20 protein-coding genes are annotated in these 24,394 nt (G+C 42.2%); 17 read left to right on the plus strand and 3 right to left on the minus strand.

Features of this window, described 5'->3' with window-relative positions; translation table 11 throughout:
- Positions 1–28: 28 nt before the first annotated feature.
- From racE to PCY17_RS07605, 11 genes are all read left to right on the plus strand, one after another.
- Complete coding sequence (gene racE, locus PCY17_RS07555) at positions 29–823, plus strand: glutamate racemase (protein ID WP_301392444.1); 795 nt, start codon at positions 29–31, stop codon at positions 821–823.
- Entirely contained in the window at positions 820–1,791 is a 972-nt protein-coding gene (locus tag PCY17_RS07560; RefSeq protein WP_000182437.1) for a nucleoside-triphosphate diphosphatase, read from the plus strand. Before racE ends, PCY17_RS07560 begins: the two co-directional genes overlap by 4 nt.
- Positions 1,767–2,288, plus strand: a complete 522-nt coding sequence (locus tag PCY17_RS07565; RefSeq protein WP_001118939.1) for a metallophosphoesterase — start codon at positions 1,767–1,769, stop codon at positions 2,286–2,288. Before PCY17_RS07560 ends, PCY17_RS07565 begins: the two co-directional genes overlap by 25 nt.
- Complete coding sequence (gene cbpB / locus PCY17_RS07570) at positions 2,285–2,746, plus strand: cyclic-di-AMP-binding protein CbpB (protein WP_000560697.1); 462 nt, start codon at positions 2,285–2,287, stop codon at positions 2,744–2,746. Before PCY17_RS07565 ends, cbpB begins: the two co-directional genes overlap by 4 nt.
- Positions 2,743–3,477, plus strand: a complete 735-nt coding sequence (xerD, locus tag PCY17_RS07575) for a site-specific tyrosine recombinase XerD (RefSeq protein ID WP_301392445.1) — start codon at positions 2,743–2,745, stop codon at positions 3,475–3,477. Before cbpB ends, xerD begins: the two co-directional genes overlap by 4 nt.
- Positions 3,477–4,205, plus strand: a complete 729-nt coding sequence (locus PCY17_RS07580; protein WP_301392446.1) for a segregation/condensation protein A — start codon at positions 3,477–3,479, stop codon at positions 4,203–4,205. The genes xerD and PCY17_RS07580 overlap by 1 nt, the downstream gene beginning before the upstream one ends.
- Before the next feature lie 18 nt (positions 4,206–4,223).
- The gene (gene scpB, locus PCY17_RS07585) at positions 4,224–4,793 is read left to right on the plus strand and encodes an SMC-Scp complex subunit ScpB (protein WP_301392447.1); all 570 of its coding nucleotides are present in this window, start codon (positions 4,224–4,226) and stop codon (positions 4,791–4,793) included.
- Positions 4,780–5,502, plus strand: a complete 723-nt coding sequence (locus tag PCY17_RS07590; RefSeq protein WP_001222230.1) for a pseudouridine synthase — start codon at positions 4,780–4,782, stop codon at positions 5,500–5,502. Before scpB ends, PCY17_RS07590 begins: the two co-directional genes overlap by 14 nt.
- Complete coding sequence (yidD, locus tag PCY17_RS07595) at positions 5,502–5,753, plus strand: membrane protein insertion efficiency factor YidD (RefSeq protein WP_084944034.1); 252 nt, start codon at positions 5,502–5,504, stop codon at positions 5,751–5,753. The genes PCY17_RS07590 and yidD overlap by 1 nt, the downstream gene beginning before the upstream one ends.
- A gap of 101 nt (positions 5,754–5,854) precedes the next feature.
- Positions 5,855–6,919: a glutamyl aminopeptidase gene (gene pepA, locus PCY17_RS07600; RefSeq protein WP_301392448.1), complete on the plus strand. Its 1,065-nt coding sequence runs from the start codon at positions 5,855–5,857 to the stop codon at positions 6,917–6,919.
- Positions 6,920–6,940: 21 nt separating this feature from the next.
- Positions 6,941–7,237 carry a bacteriocin immunity protein gene (locus PCY17_RS07605; RefSeq protein ID WP_301392449.1) on the plus strand — a complete coding sequence of 99 codons (297 nt, stop codon included), beginning with the start codon at positions 6,941–6,943 and terminating at the stop codon, positions 7,235–7,237.
- A gap of 78 nt (positions 7,238–7,315) precedes the next feature.
- Here the strand turns inward: PCY17_RS07605 and PCY17_RS07610 are convergent, their stop codons facing one another.
- Complete coding sequence (locus PCY17_RS07610; RefSeq protein WP_301392450.1) at positions 7,316–8,947, minus strand: Na/Pi cotransporter family protein; 1,632 nt, start codon at positions 8,945–8,947, stop codon at positions 7,316–7,318.
- A 332-nt stretch (positions 8,948–9,279) separates the two neighbouring features.
- Between PCY17_RS07610 and PCY17_RS07615 the strand changes: the two genes are divergently transcribed.
- A complete protein-coding gene (locus PCY17_RS07615; protein WP_301392451.1) occupies positions 9,280–14,004 on the plus strand; it encodes a bacterial Ig-like domain-containing protein in 4,725 nt (1,574 codons plus the stop codon).
- Positions 14,005–14,121: 117 nt separating this feature from the next.
- Here PCY17_RS07615 and PCY17_RS07620 read toward each other — a convergent pair whose 3' ends face one another.
- Both PCY17_RS07620 and PCY17_RS07625 read right to left on the minus strand, forming a co-directional pair.
- Positions 14,122–14,490, minus strand: coding sequence for a hypothetical protein (locus PCY17_RS07620; protein WP_025168475.1), 369 nt, complete (start codon positions 14,488–14,490; stop codon positions 14,122–14,124).
- A gap of 84 nt (positions 14,491–14,574) precedes the next feature.
- Positions 14,575–15,501, minus strand: coding sequence for a YafY family protein (locus tag PCY17_RS07625; protein ID WP_301392452.1), 927 nt, complete (start codon positions 15,499–15,501; stop codon positions 14,575–14,577).
- Positions 15,502–15,854: 353 nt separating this feature from the next.
- Between PCY17_RS07625 and pgk the strand changes: the two genes are divergently transcribed.
- From pgk to glnA, 5 genes are all read left to right on the plus strand, one after another.
- Positions 15,855–17,054 (plus strand): phosphoglycerate kinase, encoded by a 1,200-nt coding sequence (pgk, locus tag PCY17_RS07630; RefSeq protein ID WP_001096778.1) that lies wholly within the window; start codon positions 15,855–15,857, stop codon positions 17,052–17,054.
- A 164-nt stretch (positions 17,055–17,218) separates the two neighbouring features.
- Positions 17,219–21,862, plus strand: coding sequence for an antigen I/II family LPXTG-anchored adhesin (locus PCY17_RS07635; RefSeq protein WP_301392453.1), 4,644 nt, complete (start codon positions 17,219–17,221; stop codon positions 21,860–21,862).
- 132 nt (positions 21,863–21,994) lie between these two features.
- The gene (locus PCY17_RS07640) at positions 21,995–22,522 is read left to right on the plus strand and encodes an aromatic acid exporter family protein (RefSeq protein WP_049489973.1); all 528 of its coding nucleotides are present in this window, start codon (positions 21,995–21,997) and stop codon (positions 22,520–22,522) included.
- 76 nt (positions 22,523–22,598) lie between these two features.
- Complete coding sequence (gene glnR, locus PCY17_RS07645; RefSeq protein WP_000664333.1) at positions 22,599–22,955, plus strand: transcriptional repressor GlnR; 357 nt, start codon at positions 22,599–22,601, stop codon at positions 22,953–22,955.
- Between the two features lie 38 nt (positions 22,956–22,993).
- On the plus strand, positions 22,994–24,340 hold the full coding sequence (gene glnA, locus PCY17_RS07650; protein WP_301392454.1) for a type I glutamate--ammonia ligase: 1,347 nt from the start codon (positions 22,994–22,996) through the stop codon (positions 24,338–24,340).
- The last annotated feature ends 54 nt before the right edge of the window (positions 24,341–24,394 follow it).

A 24,394-nucleotide genomic window follows, 5' to 3' on the forward strand; every position in this document is an offset into this window, starting at 1 on the left:
TCAGAAAAAATACTAGAAAGAAGACTGTATGGATAATCGACCAATTGGTTTTTTGGATTCGGGTGTCGGGGGCTTGACCGTTGTTCGTGAGCTCATGCGCCAGCTTCCCCATGAAGAAATCGTCTATATTGGAGATTCGGCGCGGGCACCCTATGGCCCCCGTCCTGCTGAGCAAATTCGTGAATATACTTGGCAGTTGGTCAACTTTCTTTTGACCAAGGATGTCAAGATGATTGTCATTGCTTGTAACACTGCGACTGCGGTCGTCTGGGAAGAAATCAAGGCTCAACTAGATATTCCTGTCCTAGGTGTGATTTTGCCGGGAGCTTCGGCAGCCATCAAGTCCAGTCAAGGTGGGAAAATCGGAGTAATTGGAACCCCCATGACGGTCCAATCAGATATCTACCGTCAGAAAATCCATGATCTGGATCCGGATTTACAGGTGGAGAGTTTGTCCTGTCCCAAGTTTGCTCCCTTGGTGGAGTCTGGTGCCCTTTCAACCAGTGTAACTAAGAAAGTGGTCTATGAAACTCTGCGCCCCTTGGTTGGAAAGGTGGATAGCCTGATTTTGGGTTGTACTCATTACCCACTCCTTCGCCCTATCATCCAAAATGTCATGGGACCAAAGGTTCAGCTCATTGATAGTGGGGCAGAGTGTGTACGGGATATCTCGGTTTTGCTGAACTATTTTGAAATCAACCGTAGCCGAGATGCGGGACCTCTTCAACATCGTTTTTACACAACAGCCAGTAGCCAAAGTTTTGCCCAGATTGGGGAAGAATGGCTGGAAAAAGAGATTCATGTGGAGCATGTAACATTATGACAAATAAAATTTATGAATACAAGGATGACCAGGACTGGTATGTCGGTGTCTGGGATGTCTATGGAGGCATCTATAGCCTTATCAAAGATTCTCTCGAGCTTGATTTTATGGATTTAGCGCGGATTTTTCGTGACGAGGAAAATGGCTTTCCGATTACGATAACGGTGATGCGCTGGTCTTCTAACTTCCGTCTGCTCTCCTTTATCGTTGAGATTTTAAATGCTGAAGCAGGCCGCAATCTAGAAGTCATCCAACGTCAGGGTGCCCTGCTCTTGATTGAAAATGGACAGCTTTTGCATGTCGAATTGCCTAAAGAAGGAGTTGAAGTGGAAACCTTCTTTGAAACTAGCAAGGTCAGAGAAACTCTGCTCATTGCGACTCGTAACGAAGGAAAGACCAAGGAATTCCGAGCTATCTTTGACAAGTTAGGCTACGATGTGGAAAATCTCAATGACTATCCAGATTTGCCTGAAGTAGCTGAAACAGGTATGACCTTTGAAGAAAATGCCCGCCTCAAGGCAGAAACCATTTCCCAATTAACAGGCAAGATGGTGCTAGCAGATGACTCAGGTCTCAAAGTCGATGTCCTCGGCGGTTTGCCAGGAGTCTGGTCAGCCCGTTTTGCAGGTGTGGGAGCAACCGACCGTGAAAACAATGCCAAACTCTTGCACGAATTGGCCATGGTCTTTGAACTCAAGGACCGTTCGGCTCAATTCCACACAACCCTAGTCGTAGCTAGTCCAAACAAGGAAAGCTTGGTGGTTGAAGCTGACTGGCCAGGTTATATCAACTTTGAACCCAAGGGTGAAAATGGCTTTGGTTATGATCCGCTCTTCCTTGTGGGAGAGACAGGTAAGTCAGCAGCTGAATTAACCCTTGAAGAAAAAAATAGCCAATCCCACCGTGCCTTAGCCGTTAAGAAACTTTTGGAGGTATTTCCATCATGGCAAAGCAAACCATCATTGTAATGAGTGATTCCCATGGCGATAGCTTGATTGTGGAAGAAATTCGTGATCGTTATCTGGGGAAAGTTGATGCCATTTTTCACGATGGTGACTCAGAACTCCGTCCAGACTCTCCGCTCTGGGAAGGCATTCATGTCGTCAAAGGAAATATGGACTTTTATGCTGGCTACCCAGAACGGTTGGTGACTCAACTTGGTCCCACTAAGATCATCCAGACGCATGGACACTTGTTTGACATCAATTTCAACTTTCAAAAGTTGGACTACTGGGCTCAGGAAGAAGATGCCGATATCTGTCTCTATGGTCACTTGCATGTGCCAAATGCTTGGATGGAAGGCAAGACTCTTTTTCTAAATCCAGGCTCCATCAGCCAACCACGAGGGACTATCAGAGAATGTCTCTATGCTCGAGTGGAGATTGATGACAGCTATTTTAAAGTAGACTTTTTGACACGTGACCATGAGGTTTATCCAGGCTTGTCCAAGGAGTTTGCTCGATGATTGCCAAGGAATTTGAAGCATTTTTATTGGAGCAGGAAGAGACTTTTCTTACCCCTGCTGAGAATCTAGCAGCCTTGATTGATACCCATAACGCTGACCATGCAATTTTGGTGTTGAGCCAAATCACCTATACCCGTATCCCTGTTGTGACTTTTGACAAACGCTTTGTCGGAACCATTGGTCTGAGAGACATTTTGGCTTATCAAATGGAGCAAGGTTTGACGGATGAGCAGATGGCAACGACAGACATCGTCAATATGACCAAGACAGATGTGGCAGTCGTCGCTCCAGACTATAACATCACTGAAGTCCTCCATAAACTGGTGGATGAACCCTTCTTGCCAGTCGTAGATGGTGAAGGAATTTTCCAAGGAATCATCACGCGCAAGTCCATCCTCAAGGCAGTTAATGCCCTCTTGCATGACTTTAGTAAGGAATATGAGATTCGATGCAAATGAGAGATAGCATTTCAGCCTTTTTAGAGGGAAAGCAGGATTTGTCTGCCAATTCCAAGCAGTCTTACAGGTATGATCTGGAGCAATTTTTAGACATGGTAGGGGAGCGGATCTCTGAGACTAGTCTCAAGATTTACCAAGCCCAGCTAGCCAACCTAAAAATCAGCGCCCAGAAGCGAAAACTTTCTGCCTGTAACCAATTTCTCTACTTTCTCTACCAAAAAGGAGAAGTGGACAGTTTTTACCGTCTGGAATTAGCTAAACAAGCTGAAAAGAAGATTGAAAAACCAGAGATTCTAGACCTAGACTCTTTTTGGCAGGAAAGTGACTATCCAGAGGGACGCTTGCTAGCGCTCTTAATCCTAGAAATGGGACTCTTGCCAAGCGAGATTTTATCCCTCAAGATTGCGGATATCAATCTTGATTTTCAGGTGTTGCGAATTAACAAGGCTTCCCAACAGAGGATTGTCACCATACCCACGATCTTGATTCCAGAATTGGAACCCTTGATGGGGCAGACCTATCTCTTTGAAAGGGGAGGGAAAGCCTATTCTCGTCAGTGGGCCTTTCGTCAGCTGGAGTCCTTTGTCAAGGAGAAAGGTTTCCCAACCTTATCCGCTCAAGCCTTGCGGGAACAGTTCATTCTAAGACAAATAGAAAACAAGGTCGATTTGTACGAAATTGCAAAAAGATTAGGATTAAAAACAGTTCTGACCTTAGAAAAATATAGATAATGGATATTAAATTAAAAGATTTTGAAGGGCCAATGGACTTGCTCTTGCACTTAGTCTCAAAGTATCAGATGGATATTTACGATGTGCCAATCACAGAAGTCATCGAACAGTATCTAGCCTATGTCTCAACCCTGCAGGCCATGCGTCTGGAAGTTACGGGCGAGTATATGGTCATGGCCAGTCAGCTCATGCTGATCAAGAGCCGCAAGCTTCTTCCAAAGGTGGCAGAAGTGGCTGATTTGGGGGATGACCTGGAGCAGGACCTTCTCTCCCAGATCGAAGAATACCGCAAGTTCAAACTCTTGGGTGAGCACTTGGAGGCTAAGCACCAAGATCGGGCCCAGTACTATTCCAAAGCGCCAACAGAGTTGATTTACGAGGATGCGGAGCTTGTACATGATAAGACGACCATTGACCTCTTTTTGGCTTTTTCAAATATCCTAGCCAAGAAAAAAGAGGAGTTCGCTCAGAACCACACGACCATCTTGCGGGATGAGTATAAGATTGAGGACATGATGGTCATTGTAAAAGAGTCCTTGTCTGGACGAGACCAGTTGCGTTTGCAGGATTTGTTCAAGGAAGCCCAGAATGTTCAAGAGGTTATTACCCTCTTTTTGGCAACCCTAGAGTTAATCAAAACTCAGGAACTGATTCTCGTTCAAGAGGAGAGTTTCGGAGATATCTATCTCATGGAAAAGAAGGAAGAAAGTCAAGAGGCACAAAGCTAGACTTGATAGAGAGGAAAGATGAGTACTTTAGCAGAAATAGAAGCGCTCTTGTTTGTAGCAGGTGAAGATGGGATTCGAGTCCGCCAGTTGGCTGAACTCCTTTCTCTGCCACCGACAGGCATCCAACAGAGTTTAGAAAAATTAGCCCATAAGTATGAAAATGACCCAGATTCCAGTTTGGCTTTGATTGAGACGGGGACAGCTTACAGATTGGTCACCAAGTCTCAATTTGCAGCGATTTTGAAGGAATACTCCAAGGCACCCATCAACCAAAGTTTGTCTCGGGCTGCCCTTGAGACCTTGTCCATCATTGCCTACAAGCAACCGATTACCCGAATTGAGATTGATGCTATTCGTGGGGTCAACTCGAGTGGAGCCTTGGCAAAGTTGCAGGCTTTTGAATTGATAAGAGAAGATGGGAAAAAAGAAGTGTTGGGCCGCCCTAATCTCTATGTGACTACGGATTATTTCCTAGATTACATGGGGATTAACCATTTGGAAGAACTGCCAGTGATTGATGAGCTTGAGATTCAAGCTCAAGAAAGCCAATTATTTGGTGAAAGGATAGAAGAAGATGAGAATCAATAAGTATATTGCCCACGCAGGTGTGGCCAGTAGGAGAAAAGCAGAAGAGTTGATCAAGCAAGGCTTGGTGACCGTCAACGGCCAAGTGGTACGTGAACTCGCAACAACCATCAAGTCAGGCGACAAGGTCGAAGTGGAAGGTCAACCTATCTACAACGAAGAAAAGGTCTACTATCTGCTTAACAAACCACGTGGTGTGATTTCCAGTGTGACAGATGACAAGGGTCGTAAGACTGTTGTGGACCTCTTGCCCAATGTAAAAGAACGCATTTACCCAGTTGGACGTTTGGACTGGGATACATCAGGTGTCTTGATTTTGACCAATGATGGGGACTTTACAGACGAGATGATTCACCCCCGTAATGAGATTGACAAGGTTTATGTTGCGCGTGTTAAAGGCGTAGCCAATAAGGAAAATCTCCGCCCCTTGACTCGTGGTCTTGAGATTGATGGCAAGAAAACCAAGCCAGCTGTTTATGAAATCCTCAAAGTGGATCCAGTCAAAAATCGCTCAGTAGTACAGTTGACAATCCATGAAGGACGTAATCATCAGGTTAAAAAGATGTTTGAAGCCGTCGGTCTTCAAGTGGATAAGTTGTCTCGGACACGTTTCGGTCACCTGGACTTGACTGGTCTTCGTCCAGGAGAATCCCGTCGCCTTAATAAAAAAGAAATCAGCCAACTACACACCATGGCTGTAACCAAGAAATAATGAAACGAATCTTAATAGCGCCAGTACGCTTTTACCAACGCTTTATCTCGCCAGCCTTTCCACCCTCTTGTCGCTTTGAGCCTACTTGTTCCAACTACATGATTCAGGCTATTGAAAAACATGGCTTCAAGGGTGTTCTGATGGGCTTGGCTCGGATTTTGCGTTGTCATCCCTGGTCGCCAATAGGAAAGGATCCTGTGCCAGACCACTTTTCACTCAAACGGAATCATAAACAAAAAGAATCAGCCTGATTCTTTTTGTTTACTCTAGAAAGGAAGTTGGAAGATTAAGATTTCCACTATCCTTCTCCTATAAAAAGTGGTAAAATGGAGGACAGAAAGAAGGAACTGATATGACAACATTATTTTCAAAAATCAAAGAAGTAACAGAAATCCCTGCGATCTCAGGTCATGAAGCGCCTGTCCGTAGCTATCTTCGTGAAAAGTTGACACCGCATGTGGATGAAGTAGTGACAGATGGCTTGGGTGGTATTTTCGGTATCAAGCATTCAGAAGCTACTGATGCACCACGCGTCTTGGTCGCTTCTCACATGGACGAAGTTGGTTTTATGGTCAGCGAGATTAAGCCAGATGGTACCTTCCGTGTCGTTGAAATCGGTGGCTGGAATCCTATGGTGGTCAGCAGCCAACGCTTTAAACTCTTTACTCGTTACGGTCGTGAAATTCCTGTGATCTCAGGTTCTGTCCCTCCACATTTGACTCGTGGAACAGGTGGACCAACCATGCCAGCTATCTCTGATATCATTTTTGATGGTGGTTTTGCGGACAAGGCTGAGGCAGAAAGTTTTGGCATTCGTCCTGGTGATACCATCGTGCCAGATAGCTCAGCGATCTTAACAGCCAATGAAAAAAATATCATCTCAAAAGCTTGGGACAACCGCTACGGTGTCCTCATGGTGAGCGAGCTTGCAGAAGCTTTGTCAGGTCAAAAACTCGGAAACGAACTCTATCTTGGCTCGAACGTCCAAGAAGAAGTTGGTCTCCGTGGTGCTCATACTTCCACAACCAAGTTTGACCCAGAAGTCTTCCTCGCAGTTGACTGTTCACCTGCTGGTGATGTTTATGGTGGCCAAGGCAAGATTGGGGATGGAACCTTGATTCGTTTCTATGATCCTGGTCATTTGCTTCTCCCAGGTATGAAGGATTTCCTTTTGACAACGGCTGAAGAGGCTGGTATAAAGTACCAATACTACTGTGGAAAAGGCGGAACGGACGCCGGGGCAGCTCATCTGAAAAATGGCGGTGTTCCTTCTACAACTATCGGTGTCTGTGCACGTTATATCCACTCTCACCAAACCCTCTACGCTATGGATGACTTCCTAGAAGCTCAAGCTTTCTTGCAAGCCTTGGTGAAAAAATTGGATCGTTCAACTGTTGATTTGATTAAAAATTATTAAACATAAGGGAGGTTGCTCGGGATGGCAGAACCAAATCTAGAAAGCCTTATAAAAAATCTCTATAATCATGCCCGTCAGGGCTTGAGTGAAGATTTAGTCGCTGCTCTCTTAGAGACTGCTAAGAAACTGCCTACTACAAATGAGCAATTATTAGCAGTCCGTCTCTCGGGTCTGGTCAATCTTGAACTGTTCAGAAATCCCAAACACCCAGCACCTGAATTGATCAACTTGGCTCGCTTTATCAAAAGAGAAGAAGCTAAGTACAGAGGAACCGCGGTTTCTGCTATTATGTTTGGAGAGCTATTTAAAATGCTTTGATTCCATTGTGAATCAAAGCATTTTTTTATGTTATTAAGAGACGAAAAAACCACCTAAGTCAAGGTGGCTTCATACCAACTAAATTTGTTCAGCGATGACTTTTTCAGCAAGGTTCATGGCGTGGTCAGATACACGAGTGTAGTGGGAAATGATGTCGATAAAGTTGACCCCGGCTTGTGTTGAACACTCACCTTTATTAAGGCGTTTGATATGGGTCTTTCTGAGAACACGTTCCATATTGTTAATCTCTTTATGGCGTTCAATCAGACTTTGAGCCTTTTCAATATCGTTATTTTCCACACTTTCAAGGGCGTCCTTGATAAACTCAGTGGTGGCATGATAAATCTCAGCTAACTCTTTCAAAGCAGCCTCAGAGAACTGAACATCCTTACGTTGAAGATAGTCTGTTAGGTTGATCAACCCTTCTGCGTGGTCTCCAATCCGTTCCAAATCACGAGACGAATCGAGGATGTTGGTTAAGATTTCACTCTCCTTTTGGCTCAATGATTCGCTAGAAAGACTAATCAGGTAACGAGTGAGTTTTTCGTCGATTGTGTTAATGGCTTCTTCAGTCTTGTGGCCTTTCTCCGCTAGTTTTTCATCTTTATTGATGATGTAGTCGTAGGAAAGGTCAAAAGCTTTTGCAGCATAGTTCCCCAAGTGAAGCAGTTCTTTTTTGGCATTTCCTAGAGCGATAGAAGGAGCCTGCTTGATGAGTTGTTCATCCAAGTAGAGAGCTTCGTATTTGACAACTTCATCTTCACCAGGAATGAGCTTGGTTACAAGGTAAGCCAAGGCACCGATGAATGGGAACTGGATAATGGTATTTGTAATATTAAAGGTTCCGTGGGCAAAGGCAATGGTCATTTCCGGAGCTAGATTGAGTGCAGATTCAAACCATTGAATCAAGCCAGTGAAAGGAACAAGGAAGACAATACAGATAACCGTACCAATCACGTTAAAGGCAACGTGGGCACCAGCAACACGTTTGGCAGCGATATTGGCTCCAAGAGAAGCAATGATGGCTGTAATGGTCGTTCCGATATTATCACCAAACAAGACCGGTAGAGCACCTTGCAGGTCAATCAAACCACTTGCGTATAAGTTCTGTAAGATACCGATAGTTGCGGATGAAGCTTGAATGAGTAGGGTCAGTCCAGTTCCGACAAAGACACCTAGAATAGGACTCTTACTTAGTTCAACCATGTAGTCTCTAAAGACTTGCAGGTCTTTTAGGGGTTCCATTGCACCGCTCATAAGATTGAGAGCGAAGAAGATACCTCCTACACCAAAGATAATCCGTCCGATGTTATTGATGGAGCGATTCTTGGTGAAGAAGAGACAAACCGCTCCGATAAAGAGCATAGGTAAGGCGTAATCTCCTAGCTTAAAACCGATGATAAAGGATGTAACGGTGGTTCCAATATTGGCACCCATGACAATACCGATAGCCTGACGCAAGGTCAAAAGTCCTGCACTGACAAGTCCCACTGTAATGACTGTAACACCAGAACTTGATTGAATCAGCGCCGTCATACCGATACCAACCAGCACACCGAAGAAGGGATTGCTAGTATATTTGTCAATGTAAAAACGAAGGCGATCTCCAGCAGCTTGTTGCAAACCGTCTCCCATGGTCTTGATACTATATAAAAATAGTCCCAGACCACCTAAAAAGTGAAATAAAATTTCCTGCCAATTAATGGACATTTCTTTTTCCTCCGAAAAATAATAACGGAATTTCTCCTATTCTATTTTAAAGGATAAAAGTAAATCTCACAAGTGTTTAGCTGAAATTTCCATAAGAAACAAGAACTTTCTTTTAAAATGAGAGATAGTTTCCCTTTAAGATAGATGATTTATAGGATTGTGTCCAAATTTTACTGATTATTATCCTAGTTATAGTTTTTATGTTAAATAGATTGACATCGCTTTCATATAGGATAAAATGAAGATGATCCTGTTCTGGTGGTGTACACTGAGAACAGTTACTTTTTATCAAAAAGTGAAGCGCTTACTTTATATTTTATTAGGAGGATAAGATGAAAAATCTATTTTTTGAAAAACGTTGCCGTTACAGTATTCGTAAGCTGTCAATCGGGGCTTGTTCCTTGATGATTGGTTCAGCTTTATTTGCGAGCCCAGCTCTTGCGGAACAGGTTGGTGTTCCTGAAACAGCTGCAAATACGAGCGCCCAAGCTACAAGTGCGAGTGAAACCGCTAATCCAGACACTGCAGCTATCGAAAAACAATTAGAGGAAACTGAAAACAAAGTAGCAGAGCAACCAATTTCAGAAAACACTCCAGCAATAACTGATTTGGTCAATGAAAAAGAAGAGGCAAAGCCAGCTTCGACAGATAAAGCTGACAAACCTGCTCAACCAACTGATAAAGAAGAAGCTAAACCAGAGGAAGCTCCTCAAGTGGTTGACAATAAAGCCGACAAACCGACTCTAGCAGACGTTCCTAAAAATGAAGAAAAGAGTCTCCGACCAAAAGAAATCAAATTTGATACATGGGAAGATTTGTTGAAATGGGAACCGGGTGCGCGTGAGGATGATCCCATTAACCGTTCATCAGTTGAACTCGCTAAGCGCCATAGAGGTCAGTTGGTCAATGAAAAAGCAAGCAGAAGAGCCAAGGTTCAAGCTCTAGCAAATACCAACTCGAAAGCTAAAGACCACGCTTCTGTTGGTGGAGAAGAATTCAAGGCCTATGCTTTTGACTACTGGCAATACTTAGATTCAATGGTCTTCTGGGAAGGTCTAGTCCCTACTCCAGATGTCATTGATGCCGGGCACCGCAACGGAGTTCCCGTTTATGGAACCCTCTTTTTCAACTGGTCAAACAGCATTGCCGACCAAGAGAAATTTGCCGCTGCCTTGAAACAAGATGCAGATGGTACCTTCCCTATCGCAAGAAAACTTGTTGATCTCGCTAAGTACTATGGCTTTGATGGCTATTTCATCAACCAAGAAACAACGGGGGAATTGGTAGCACCTCTTGGTGAAAAAATGCGCCAATTCATGCTCTATACAAAAGAATACGCGGCTAAGGTCAACCACCCAATCAAGTATGCTTGGTACGATGCTATGACCTACAAATACGGCCGTTACCACGAAGATGGTCTAGGCGATTACAACTACCAATTCATGCAAAAGGAAGGTGACAAGGTCCCTGCAGATCAATTCTTTGCTAACTTCAACTGGAACAAGGAAAAAAATGACCACTCTGTAGAGATGGCTAAATGGCTAGAGCGTAGCCAGTATGATGTCTTTGCAGGCTTGGAATTGCAACAAGGTGGTTCTTATAAAACCAAAGTCAACTGGGATGCTCTTTTAGATGAAAATGGCAAGTTGCGCTTGTCTCTTGGACTTTTTGCGCCAGATACGATTACCAGTCTAGGAAAAACAGGCGAAGACTACCACAAGAACGAGGACATCTTCTTTACAGGTTACCAAGGAGATCCAACGGCTCAAAAACCAGGAGATAAAGAGTGGTATGGAATTGCCAATTTAGTTGCGGACCGCACTCCAGCAGTGGGACGCACCTTCACTACCTCTTTTAATACAGGTCATGGTAGAAAGTGGTTTGTAGACGGCAAAGTTTCTAAGGATTCTGAGTGGAACTACCGTTCTGTTTCAGGAGTCTTGCCAACATGGCGTTGGTGGCAGACTTCAACGGGGGATAAACTTCGTGCAGAATATGACTTTACAGATGCCTACAATGGAGGGAACTCCCTTAAATTCTCAGGTGATGTAGCTGGTAAGACGAACCAGGATGTGAATTTGTATTCTACCAAACTAGAAGTAACTGAGAAAACCAAACTTCGTGTTGCCCACAAGGGAGGAAAAGGCTCTAAAGTTTATATGGCTTTCTCTACAACACCAGACTACAAATTTGAGAATGCAGCCGCATGGAAAGAGCTAACACTTTCTGATAACTGGAAGAATGAAGAATTTGACCTTAGCTCACTAGCAGGTAAAACCATCTATGCAGTCAAACTCTTCTTCGAACATGAAGGGGCTGTAAAAGATTATCAGTTCAACCTAGGACAATTAACAATTTCGGACAATCACCAAGCACCACAAGCGCCGACGGGGCTATCTGTGGTGAAACAATCTCTTAAAAATGCCCAAGAAGCTGAAGCAGTGGTCCAGTTTGCGGGTAACCAAGATGCAGATTTCTATGAAGTCTACGAAAAAGATGGAGATAACTGGCGTTTGTTGACAGGATCATCTGCTTCAACCATCTACTTGCCAAAAGTTAGCCGTTCTGCTAATGCGACTGGTACGACTCAGGAACTGAAAGTCGTTGCAGTTGGTAAAAATGGCCTCCGTTCTGAAGCGGCGACGGCATCCTTTAACTGGGGGATGACAGTTCAGGATACAACTCTCCCAAGACCTTTGGCTGAAAATATTGTTCCAGGGGCAACGGTTATTGGTAGCACTTTCCCAAATACTGAAGGTGGAGAAGGCATTGAAGGTATGTTGAACGGTACCATTACTAGCTTGTCAGATAAGTGGTCTTCAGCTCAGTTGAGCGGTAGTGTGGATATTCGCTTGACCAAGCCACGCCGTGTTGTTAGATGGGTCATGGATCATGCGGGAGCTGGTGGAGAATCCGTAAACGACGGTTTGATGAACACCAAAGATTTTGACCTTTATTATAAAGATGCAGATGGTGAATGGAAGTTAGCTAAGGAAGTCCGTGGCAATAGAGCGCACGTTACGGATATCACTCTTGACAAACCAATCACAGCTCAAGACTGGCGCCTAAAAGTTATCACTTCAGATAACGGAACACCTTGGAAAGCCATTCGTATCTACAACTGGAAGATGTACGAAACACTAGATACAGAAAGTCAAAATATTCCAATGACTAAGGTAGCTGCCCGTTCACTTGGAAACCATCAAGTTCAACTAGGCTTCTCTGATGTTCCAGCGGGTGCAACTATCACCGTTTACGACAAGGCAGATTCACAAACACCGATTGCAACCTTGAAGTCTGAAACTGGAGGCGACTTGGCAACAGCACCATTGGGCTTTGACAAGCAACCAACTCTCCTCTACTATCGTACCCAACTACCTGGTAAAGAAATCAGTAACACATTGGCAGTAGCGATTCCGCAGGATGAAAGAAAAATTGCTGCAGTTAGCCTTGAAAAAGGGCCTAAGAAGACAGTTTACAAAGAGGGAGAAAAACTTGACCTCAGAGGCGGAACCCTCCGTGTTCAGTACGAAGGGGGACAAGCTGATGAGCTGATTAACCTTACTCACTCAGGTGTGACAGTATCTGGCTACGACGCTCATCAAAAAGGGGAACAAAAGCTCACAGTTAGCTATCTTGGACTTCCAGTAAGCGGTGATTTGAAGGTACAAGTGACTGGTCAAGATGAAGGAAAACCAAAGGAAGTAGCAGGTCTGTACATTGCTCAGAAACCGAAAACGGACTATCTAGTAGGAGAGCAACTGGATCTTGCAGAAGGGCGCTTCGGCGTTCTCTATGATAATGAGACAGAAGAAAGTCATGCCTTCACAGATCAAGGTGTTGAAATTACGGGCTACGATGCTCAAAAGACTGGTCGTCAGACCTTGACCTTGCATTACAAGGGACACACAGCTGAGTTTGATGTCTTGGTTTCTCCAAAAGCAGCTGTCAACGATGAATACCTCAAACAAGAAATCACTGCTGCCCAAGGTCGCCAGTCAACCCTTGCCTATACCTTCTCAAGTGAGGACAAACAAGCAGCACTAGTAGAGAAGCTCAATGCAGCGAAAGCTGTAGCAGAAAACCACAATGCTAGTCAAGAAGAAGTCAACCGGGCTTTGAATGAGTTGAAACAAGCAGGGACAGACCTAGATGGAAATCAACGTTATCAGACTGCTAGAGAAGAATTGGAAGGTTTGCTCGAATCCCTTCGTGAAAAAGATTCTCAAGCTGAGTTGATTGCCCAAGCAGAAACTTTGTTGGCTTCAGAGATGCCAACTCCACAAGCTTTTGCGGAAATGAAAGAAAAGCTAAATAAGAAACTAGCTCCTGCAGAAGAAAGTCACCATGTTGGAAGTATGGATCCAAATGAAGTGGCTCCAACGGTTGAGGCCCTCCCTGAACTAGTTATTGAAACTGAAACAACAGCCTTTGAACGTCAGGAGAGACCAAACGCCGAGCTTCTCAAAGGACAACGCCAGCTAGTTCAAGCAGGAGCGGAAGGCCACGTTCGTCGTTTTGTAGAAGTAGATACCCAAGGCAAACGCACTCTTCGTTCGACTGAGGTAGTCAAGGAATCAATCCCAGAAATTACCGAAGTTGGTACAAAAGTTCTATCGAGCAACCAACCAGCTGAAGGTGTGAAAGATTTAGTTCTAGAAACTCCGAAACTGGAAGTTGAAGAGGGGACAGTTTCCTTCAAACGTCAAGAACGACCAAATGCAGCCCTTCTCAAAGGCCAACGTCAGCTAGTACAAGTAGGAGTTGAAGGCCATGTTCGTCGCTTTGTAGAAGTTGATGCTCAGGGCAAACGCACCCTTCATTCTACTGAGGTTCTCAAGGAATCAATCCCAGAAATTGTTGAAGTAGGAACGAAAGAAGAGCAGGTCTCACAAACAAGGGATCAAGCTCTTTCAGCAGCACCAGCAAAAGTTGAAGAAACAAGCAGAGAGCTCCCAAATACGGGAGCGACAAGAGATGCTAGTCTAGTAGCGCTGGGACTCCTCGGAGTAATGAGTGGCTACGGCTTGCTCTCTAGAAAGGGGAGAGAAAACTAATCAGATTTACGAATCTTGGATTTTCTCATAAAAATAAAAAACAAGGTTTGACTGTAGATTAGTCAGATCTTGTTTTTAGTTTTGAAATTGAAGAGTAAATTTGAAGCTAGATTTTTGTTATTCAATTCCTTGGATAAATTTTTGAAAACGATAGGTGTCGAAATAAATATTGGATGCAACTAATTTATCAAACTCATCGAATTTCAGAAATTCTGCGACATCCAGTTCGAGTTCTTTTCCTTGAGGAGAATGTAGACGGTAGCGATTTAAAGCTGAGACTGTTCGACCATCAACAAGTAATTGCTTCACTTCAAGATGCTGGCTCAAAGCATAGAATTGGCCTGCGCCTTGCAAATAAATATCACGTCCTTGTCGAATTTCTATACTATCGCACATGCCATAATCAAAGTTTTCAGCTACGAAATCTTCCCAGCCTCCCTCATTTACTGCCGTAAAATAGCTTTCTGCAAGTGTTTTTGTATCCATTTGGAACCTCCTGTAAAATAATTGGGCTATGATGAATATCATGAAATATTTTGCCCACTTAAGAGTATACAAAAGGCAATATGACTACAGGTTGTCATATTGCTGAAGATTTTTTTTGAGAGTACTGACCAGTAGATTTTGTAAGTGACTTGGAGATACGACCTTTACTTGATAACCAAAGCTTAAGAGTAAATCAAAAAATGCAGGAGTTAAAGCTCTGAATGCCTGAACTTTTATTATTTCGTCCTCGACTCTGATTTCTTCTTCCGTGAAGTGATCGTAGATTTTTGGGAGTGCAAATCTTGTAAAAACTAGTTCGATTTCTTCTCTTTGCCCCTCCACTTTATGTTTTGGGGGATTTAAAAAAAGCTCTAACTTTTCTTGAGATAAACGTGGATAATCGAATGGTTTATCTTTTATCTCCACTAGTTCTAGTTCACGAATTCGAGTTAATTTAAAAATACGAAAATCTAATTTTTCTAAGCAGTAACCGATAACATACCAAGCATTCAGTTTATAGATCAATCTGTATGGGATAATTGTTCGCTGACTTTTCTCTTGTTTTTTCGAATAGTAAGAAAAAGAAATCATCTGTTCAGTTTGTATCGCTTCCTCAATTTCTAGTAAATAATTTGTATTAAGAGTCCAGGAACTGAGATCAAAGTAAAAAGGACTGTTTGCTCTTGTAATTTCTTGAGAAGACAGCTTATGTTCGATACTGTCAAGACTTGAATGACCAACGATTTTACTAACATTTTGGCTCATATTAATGATAAACTGTCTCTCTTCCTCAGTGAAAAAGTTTCTGTCTATCTTATAGTCGCTTGGTATATAGAAACCTCCCTTATCTCCACGTTCCGAATAGATTGGGATTCCCGCTAAACTGAGTGTATCCATGTCCCTATATACAGTTCGAGTAGATATTTCAAACCTCTCTGCAATCTCTTTAGCTGTTATTCTCTTCTTATTTAAAAGAGACAGTAAAATATAGATTAGTCTTTCTAATTTCATGGTAGCAATTCCCCTTCTTTTAATCTCAAATAGCACAAACTAAAGAAACTATTTTAGTTATATTGTATAATAAGAAACCTAGCAATTCAAAAAGAAGGACTGTAGAGTTTAGAATATTAAGGATTAAAATCTTAGAAAAAGAATGGTATAGAAGTAATTAGGCAGATCAATCAAGAAATTCACCTAAATTATTCCAACCGAATTATGTGAAGATTACTATTTCCCGCACTGCAATCCTAGGTTTTTAGGTTAATAGATAGAAGAAAGAACAAGAAAAGTTTAGGGTTTTTCTATCTCTTTTGCGGATTTTGTGATATAATTAACACGTATAAAAAAAGAAGGAGTCATATCTAATGGCAAAATTGACTGTTAAAGACGTTGAATTGAAAGGGAAAAAAGTTCTCGTTCGTGTTGACTTCAACGTACCTGTAAAAGATGGCGTGATTACCAACGACAACCGTATCACTGCAGCTCTTCCAACTATCAAGTACATCCTTGAACAAGGTGGACGTGCTATCCTCTTCTCTCACCTTGGCCGTGTAAAAGAAGAAGCAGACAAAGCTGGTAAATCACTTGCTCCTGTAGCTGCTGACTTGGCAGCTAAATTGGGTCAAGACGTTGCTTTCCTTCCAGGTGTCACTCGTGGTGCTGAATTGGAAGCTGCGATTAACGCTCTTGAAGATGGACAAGTTCTCTTGGTTGAAAACACTCGTTACGAAGATGTTGACGGCAAGAAAGAATCTAAAAACGATCCTGAACTTGGTAAATACTGGGCATCACTTGGAGATGGTATCTTCGTAAACGATGCATTCGGTACAGCTCACCGTGCACACGCATCTAACGTTGGTATCTCAGCAAACGTTGAAAAAGCAGTTGCTGGTTTCCTTCTTGAAAACGAGATTGCCTACATCCAAGAAGCAGTTGAAGCTCCAGAACGTCCATTCGTGGCTATCCTTGGTGGTTCAAAAGTTTCAGACAAGATCGGTGTTATCGAAAACTTGCTTGAAAAAGCTGATAAAGTCCTTATCGGTGGTGGGATGACTTACACATTCTACAAAGCACAAGGTATCGAAATCGGTAACTCACTTGTTGAAGAAGACAAATTGGATGTCGCTAAAGCTCTTCTTGAAAAAGCAAACGGCAAATTGATCTTGCCAGTTGACTCAAAAGAAGCAAACGCATTTGCTGACTACACTGAAGTGAAAGATACTGAAGGTGAAGCAGTTGACCCAGGTTTCCTTGGTCTTGACATCGGTCCAAAATCTATCGCTAAATTTGACGAAGCTTTGACTGGTGCCAAAACAGTTGTTTGGAACGGACCAATGGGTGTATTTGAAAACCCAGACTTCCAAGCTGGTACAATCGGTGTAATGGACGCTATCGTGAAACAACCAGGCGTGAAATCAATCATCGGTGGTGGTGACTCAGCTGCTGCAGCCATCAACCTTGGCCGTGCAGACAAGTTCTCATGGATCTCTACTGGTGGTGGAGCATCAATGGAACTCCTTGAAGGTAAAGTATTGCCAGGACTTGCAGCTTTGACTGAAAAATAAATAGTTTAACTAAAGGAAGATGGTGTGACCATCTTCTTTTTAATTTAATTTATAAATAGGTGGAATTTTTCTATAAATAAAAAAAGAGTAAATATTTGCATCCTGCCTTGTAAAGTGCTAGTATAAAAAGTAACGACTAAATTTAGATAAGGAAAAGGATTATAATGAAAAATAAAAAAGAAGTCTATGGATTTCGTAAAAGCAAAGTTGCGAAAACGTTGTGTGGTGCTGTTTTAGGAACTGCTTTGATTGCTTTTGCAGACAAAGCAGTATTTGCTGATGAAGTTACAGAGACAACTAGTACAAGTACAGTTGAGGTAGCTACTACAGGGAACCCAGCCACAAATCTACCTGAAGCTCAGGGTGAAATGAGCCAAGTTGCCAAAGCAAGCCAAGCTAAGGCTGGTTCTAAAGACTCAGCTTTGCCAGTAGAAGTATCATCAGCTGATTTGGATAAAGCAGTTGCTGATGCAAAATCTGCAGGAGTTAAGGTAGTTCAAGATGAAACAAAAGACAAAGGAACAGCCACAACTGCTACAGAGAATGCTCAAAAACAAGATGAGATTAAAAGCGACTATGCTAAACAGGCTGAAGAAGTAAAGAAAACAACTGAAGCGTATAAAAAAGATGTTTCAGCTCATCAGGCTGAAACAGATAAAATCAATGCTGAAAACAAAGCAGCGGATGACAAGTATCAAAAAGATCTAAAAAGTCATCAAGAAGAAGTTGAAAAAATCAACACTGCCAATGCAACAGCTAAAGCAGAATATGAGGCTAAGCTAGCACAATATCAAAAAGATTTAGCAACTGTCAAAAAAGCAAATGAAGATAGTCAACAGGATTATCAAAATAAACTTTCAGCTTACCAGACAGAATTAGCTCGAGTACAAAAAGCTAATGCTGAAGCTAAAGAGGCTTATGATAAAGCAGTAAAAGAAAACACTGCGAAAAACGAAGCGCTTAAAGCTGAAAATGAAGCGATTAAGCAACGTAATGAAACTGCCAAAGCGAATTATGAAGCCGCGATGAAGCAGTATGAAGCAGATCTTGCAGCTATTAAGAAAGCTAAAGAGGATAATGATGCTGATTATCAAGCTAAATTAGCAGCTTATCAAACAGAATTGGCACGTGTTCAAAAGGCTAATTCTGATGCTAAAGCTGCTTATGAGAAGGCTGTTGAAGAAAACACAGCTAAAAACAATGCTATCCAAGCTGAAAATGAAGCGATTAAGCAACGAAATGAAACAGCCAAGGCAACTTATGAGGCTAAAATAGCACAATACGAAAAAGACTTGGCAGCAGTCAAACAAGCGAATGCAGCTAACGAAACAGACTATCAAACTAAGTTAGCGGCTTATCAGACAGAACTAGCTCGCGTTCAAAAGGCAAATGCTGATGCTAAAGCAGCTTATGAGAAGGCTGTTGAAGACAACAAGGTAAAAAATGCAGCGCTTCAAGCTGAAAATGAAGCGATTAAACAACGTAATGAAACTGCAAAAGCAACTTATGAAGCGGCGATGAAGCAGTATGAAGCAGATCTTGCCAAATATAAGAAAGAGTTGGCTGAGTATCCGGCTAAGTTGCAGGCTTATAAAGATGAGCAGGCTAAAATTAAGGCAGCTATGGCTTTAGCAGAATCAAAGAAGAATGAAGATGGAAACTTGAGTCGCCCAAGTGCTCAAAGTTTGATTTTCAAATCGGAGCCTAATGCTGAACTTTCATTGACTACAACTGGTGAATTTGTTAGCTATACTGGCATGGAAGCAGCTGTGAAGAATACTGCAGAATTTGCCAATAAACTCTTCCAGTTGGATAACTTTAAAGTAACAGACATTCAAAATGCTAACTACCAGACAAACAAACAGGAAAGCTTTGGTACAGTCGGTAAGTATTCTGAGTACAATTCAAATGTAACAAGTGGTAAGGGACCAACTGAATGGTCTTCAGTCCTGCTGAAACGAGGTCAGTCTGCAACAGCAACTTATACGAATCTTCAGGGGACTTACTATCAAGGGAAAAAAGTTTCTAAAATCGTCTATACTTATACTCTTGATCCTAGTTCCAAGTTCCGCAATGATAAGGCTTGGTTGGGAATTTTTAAAGACCCAACGATGGGGGTTTTCGCTTCGGCTTATACTGGTAATACAGAAGATGCTACCTCTCTCTTCGTTAAGACTGAGTTTCAATTCTATGATGAAGATGGTCAAATTATTAATTTTGACAAGGCCTTGATGTCTGTAGCGTCTCTTAACCGCGAAGCAAACTCAATCGAGATGGCTAAAGATTATACTGGGAATTTCATCAAAATTTCGGGTTCTTCAGTTGGTGAAAAGAACGGCCAAATTTATGCGACAGAATCTGAAAACTTCAAAAAAGGAGTTGGTGGTTCCCGCTTCACCATGTATAAGAATAGTCAACCAGATTCTGGTTGGGATAATGCAGATGCACCAAACTCTTGGTATGGTGCGGGAGCAGTGGAAATCTCAGGTCCTTCAAATAGTATGACTATCGGAACAATTTCGTCTTCAGAAGTGTTGGGACAGCCTGCAGCGAATGATCCACGTAGAGCAGAGAAATTATCTCCCAAAAAGCCAAATATTTGGTTTGCGATTAACGGAAATGTTCGAGCAACTAATTTGCCAACCATCACATTAGAAAAACCAACTCCGCCAGTAGAACCAACTGCACCACAAGCTCCTACTTATGAGACAGAGAAACCATTGGAACCAGCTCCAGTAGCACCAAGCTACGAAAATGAGCCAACACCACCGGTAAAAACTCCAGATCAACCAGAGCCATCAAAACCAGAAGAGCCAACATATGAGACAGAGAAACCATTGGAACCAGCTCCAGTAGCACCAAGCTACGAAAATGAGCCAACACCACCGGTAAAAACTCCAGATCAACCGGAGCCATCAAAACCAGAAGAGCCAACATATGAGACAGAGAAACCATTGGAACCAGCTCCAGTAGCACCAAGCTATGAAAATGAGCCAACTCCACCGGTAAAAACTCCAGATCAACCAGAGCCATCAAAACCAGAAGAGCCAAATTATGATCCATTGCCAACTCCGCCGGTAGCACCAACTCCTAAGCAGTTGCCAACACCACCAGCGGTGCCAACAGTTCACTTCCATTACAATCGTCTTTTTGCACAACCTCAGATTAATAAAGAAATTAAAAATGAGGATGGAGTAGATATCGATCGTACTCTAGTTGCTAAGCAGTCTGTAGTGAAGTTTGAGTTGAAAACAGAAGCGTTGACAGCTGGTCGTCCAAGAACAACTTCATTTGTATTGGTAGATCCACTTCCAACTGGCTATCAGTTTGATTTGGAAGCAACCAAGGCTGCAAGCAAAGGTTTTGAAACAAGCTATGACAAAGCTAGTCACACTGTAACCTTTAAGGCTACTGAGGAGACATTGGCAACATACAATGCTGATTTAACTAAACCTGTTGAAACTCTTTATCCAACGGTTGTTGGTCGTGTCTTGAATGATGGGGAGACTTATACAAATAACTTTACCTTGACAGTCAACGATGCCTATGGTGTCAAGTCAAACATTGTTCGTGTAACGACTCCAGGTAAACCAAATGATCCTGACAATCCAAATAACAACTACATCAAGCCTTTGAAAGTTAACAAGAACAAGCAAGGTGTGAATATTGATGGCAAAGAAGTTCTAGCTGGTTCAACGAACTACTATGAACTCACATGGGATTTGGACCAATACAAGGGAGATAAATCTTCTAAAGAAGCGATTCAAAATGGTTTCTACTATGTGGATGATTATCCAGAAGAAGCCTTAACCCTTCATCCAGAATTGGTTAAGATCCGTGATTTAGAGGGCAACCTTGTACCAGGTATCAGTGTTCAACAATATGATAGTTTAGAAGCTGCGCCTAAGAAGGTTCAAGAGCTGTTGAAGAAAGCAAACATCACTGTTAAAGGTGCTTTCCAACTCTTCTCAGCTGATAATCCAGCCGAATTCTACAAGAACTATGTAGCAGCAGGAAAATCATTGCTCATCACAGATCCGATGACAGTTAAACCTGAATTTGGTCAAACGGGTGGTAAGTATGAAAACAAAGCCTACCAAATTGATTTTGGAAATGGCTATGCTACAGAAGTAGTTGTCAATAATGTACCGAAAATCACACCTAAAAAAGATGTGACAATCAGTATGGATCCAAGCAGTGACAATATCGATGGCCAAACAATTCCGTTGAACCAGTACTTCAATTATCGTTTAATTGGTGGTTTGATTCCACAAAATCATTCTGAGGACTTAAATGACTATAGTTTTGTAGATGATTATGACCAAAAAGGTGATCAATACACTGGAAATTATAAAGTTCTTGCCAAGGTTGATATCCGATTGAAAGACGGTCGTGTTATCAAGGCAGGGACAGACTTAACAGCTGAAACACAGGTTGAACATGATAAAGATAAGGGAATGATTACCATTCGCTTCAAGGAAGAATTCCTTCAAGAGATTCAGTTGGATTCTCCATTCCAAGCTGAGACTTATATTCAAATGAAACGAATTGCTGTCGGAACCTTTGAAAATACCTATGTAAATACTGTGAATAAAGTTGCTTACGCTTCAAACACAGTTCGCACGACAACGCCAGAACCTAAGAAACCAGGGGAGCCAACAACTCCTACTCCAAATCCAAAAGGTAACCCTACTCTACCTCAAACAGGTACAAATGATTCAAGCTACATGCCATATCTTGGTCTAGCAGCTTTAGTAGGAGTTTTAGGACTTGGTCAGTTGAAACGTAAAGAAGACGAAAGTAACTAAGCTCTGAATTTAAATAGAAAAGAGGAACTCTGTTTCCTCTTTTTTATAGCCCTAAATTAAAAACGCTTCCTATTGATTTTCACTCATAAAATCAACTAATTTATGTTAAAATGGTAGTAGAAAGTTGAGATTATGAGTTATTTTAAAAAATATAAATTTGATAAGTCACAGTTCAAGCTTGGTATGCGAACTTTCAAAACGGGGATTGCTGTATTTATAGTTCTCTTGATTTTTGGTTTTTTTGGCTGGAAGGGGCTTCAAATCGGAGCATTGACAGCGGTCTTCAGTCTACGAGAGAGCTTTGATAAGAGCGTCCATTTTGGAACTTCGCGTATCTTAGGAAATAGCATTGGCGGTTTTTACGCCCTTGTCTTTTTCCTCTTAAACACTTTATTTCATGGAGCCTTTTGGGTAACCTTACTAGTTGTTCCGATTTGCACCATGTTAACCATTATGACAAATGTCGCCATGAACAACAAGGCAGGAGTTATCGGTGGTGTAGCGGCTATGTTAATCATTACCCTATCAATACCAAGCGGAGAAACATTTTTGTACGTGTTTGCGCGCGTATTTGAAACATTTATGGGAGTTTTTGTCGCAATCCTTGTAAATTATGATATTGAGCAACTGAAACTCTTTTGGGATAAAAAAAGAAAATAATGTTACATTTTATGACATTATTCGTTGACGTATGTCTTTTTTTAGACTATAATAGACAGGAAGAAGGAAATTGTAAATGAAGGAAAGAGAATTTCGCCGAAATATGGCTGTTTTTCCTATCGGCAGTGTTATGAAGTTGACCGATCTCTCGGCGCGTCAGATTCGTTATTATGAAGATCAAGAGTTGATAAAGCCTGATCGAAACGAAGGGAACCGTCGCATGTATTCTTTGAATGACATGGATCGTCTACTTGAAATCAAAGATTATATCTCTGAAGGTCATAATATTGCTGCGATTAAGAAAAAATATGCTGAACGCGAGGCGAAGTCCAAGAAAGCCGTGAGTCAGACGGAAGTGCGTCGCGCACTCCACAATGAACTCCTCCAGCAAGGGCGCTTTGCTTCAGTACGGTCACCCTTTGGTCGCGGTTAGGCAATCGCAAGTAGTCATATATATTAAGGAGAAAACCCATGCCAATCACAGCTGCAGATATTCGTCGTGAAGTCAAGGAAAAAAATGTTACCTTTATCCGTCTCATGTTTTCAGATATTCTGGGAACCATGAAAAACGTCGAAATTCCTGCTACAGATGAACAGTTAGATAAGGTCTTGTCAAACAAAGCCATGTTTGATGGCTCTTCTATTGAAGGTTTTGTACGTATCAATGAGTCAGATATGTACTTGTACCCAGACTTGGATACATGGACAGTCTTCCCTTGGGGAGATGAAAATGGAAGTGTTGCAGGTTTGATCTGTGATGTCTATACAACAGAAGGCGAACCATTTGCAGGTGACCCTCGTGGCAACCTCAAACGTGCTCTTCGTCACATGGAGGAAGTAGGATTCAAATCTTTCAACCTTGGACCAGAGCCAGAATTCTTCCTATTTAAGTTGGATGAAAATGGGGACCCAACGCTTGAAGTAAATGACAAAGGTGGCTATTTTGATTTGGCGCCTACTGACCTTGCGGACAATACGCGTCGTGAGATTGTGAATGTCTTGACTAAAATGGGATTTGAAGTAGAAGCAAGTCACCACGAGGTTGCGGTTGGTCAACATGAAATTGACTTCAAGTATGATGAAGTTCTCCGTGCCTGTGATAAGATTCAAATCTTTAAGCTTGTAGTAAAAACCATTGCTCGTAAACACGGTCTTTATGCAACTTTTATGGCGAAACCAAAATTTGGTATTGCTGGGTCAGGTATGCACTGTAATATGTCCTTGTTTGATTCGGAAGGAAATAATGCCTTCTTTGATCCAAATGATCCAAAAGGAATGCAGTTGTCTGAAACAGCCTACCATTTCCTTGGTGGTTTGATTAAGCATGCCTACAACTATACTGCCATCATGAACCCAACGGTTAACTCCTACAAACGTTTGGTTCCAGGTTATGAAGCGCCTGTTTACATTGCTTGGGCTGGTCGTAACCGCTCACCACTTGTGCGCGTGCCTGCTTCACGTGGTATGGGAACTCGTCTTGAGTTGCGCTCAGTAGACCCAATGGCAAACCCATACATCGCGATGGCAGTTCTACTAGAAGTTGGTTTGCATGGTATTGAAAACAAAATCGAGGCTCCTGCTCCGATCGAAGAAAACATCTACATCATGACAGCAGAAGAGCGTAAGGAAGCTGGAATTACCGATCTTCCATCAACGCTTCATAACGCCTTGAAAGCTTTGACAGAAGATGAAGTGGTTAAGGCAGCCCTAGGTGAACACATCTATACGAGCTTCCTTGAAGCTAAGCGTATCGAGTGGGCTAGCTATGCAACCTTTGTGTCACAATGGGAAGTTGATAATTATCTTGACTTATATTAAGAATATAAAAAGATTGTCTGATTGGACAATCTTTTTTATTTTTGCAATGTTATA

Source organism: Streptococcus sp. SO2 (assembly GCF_030440025.1).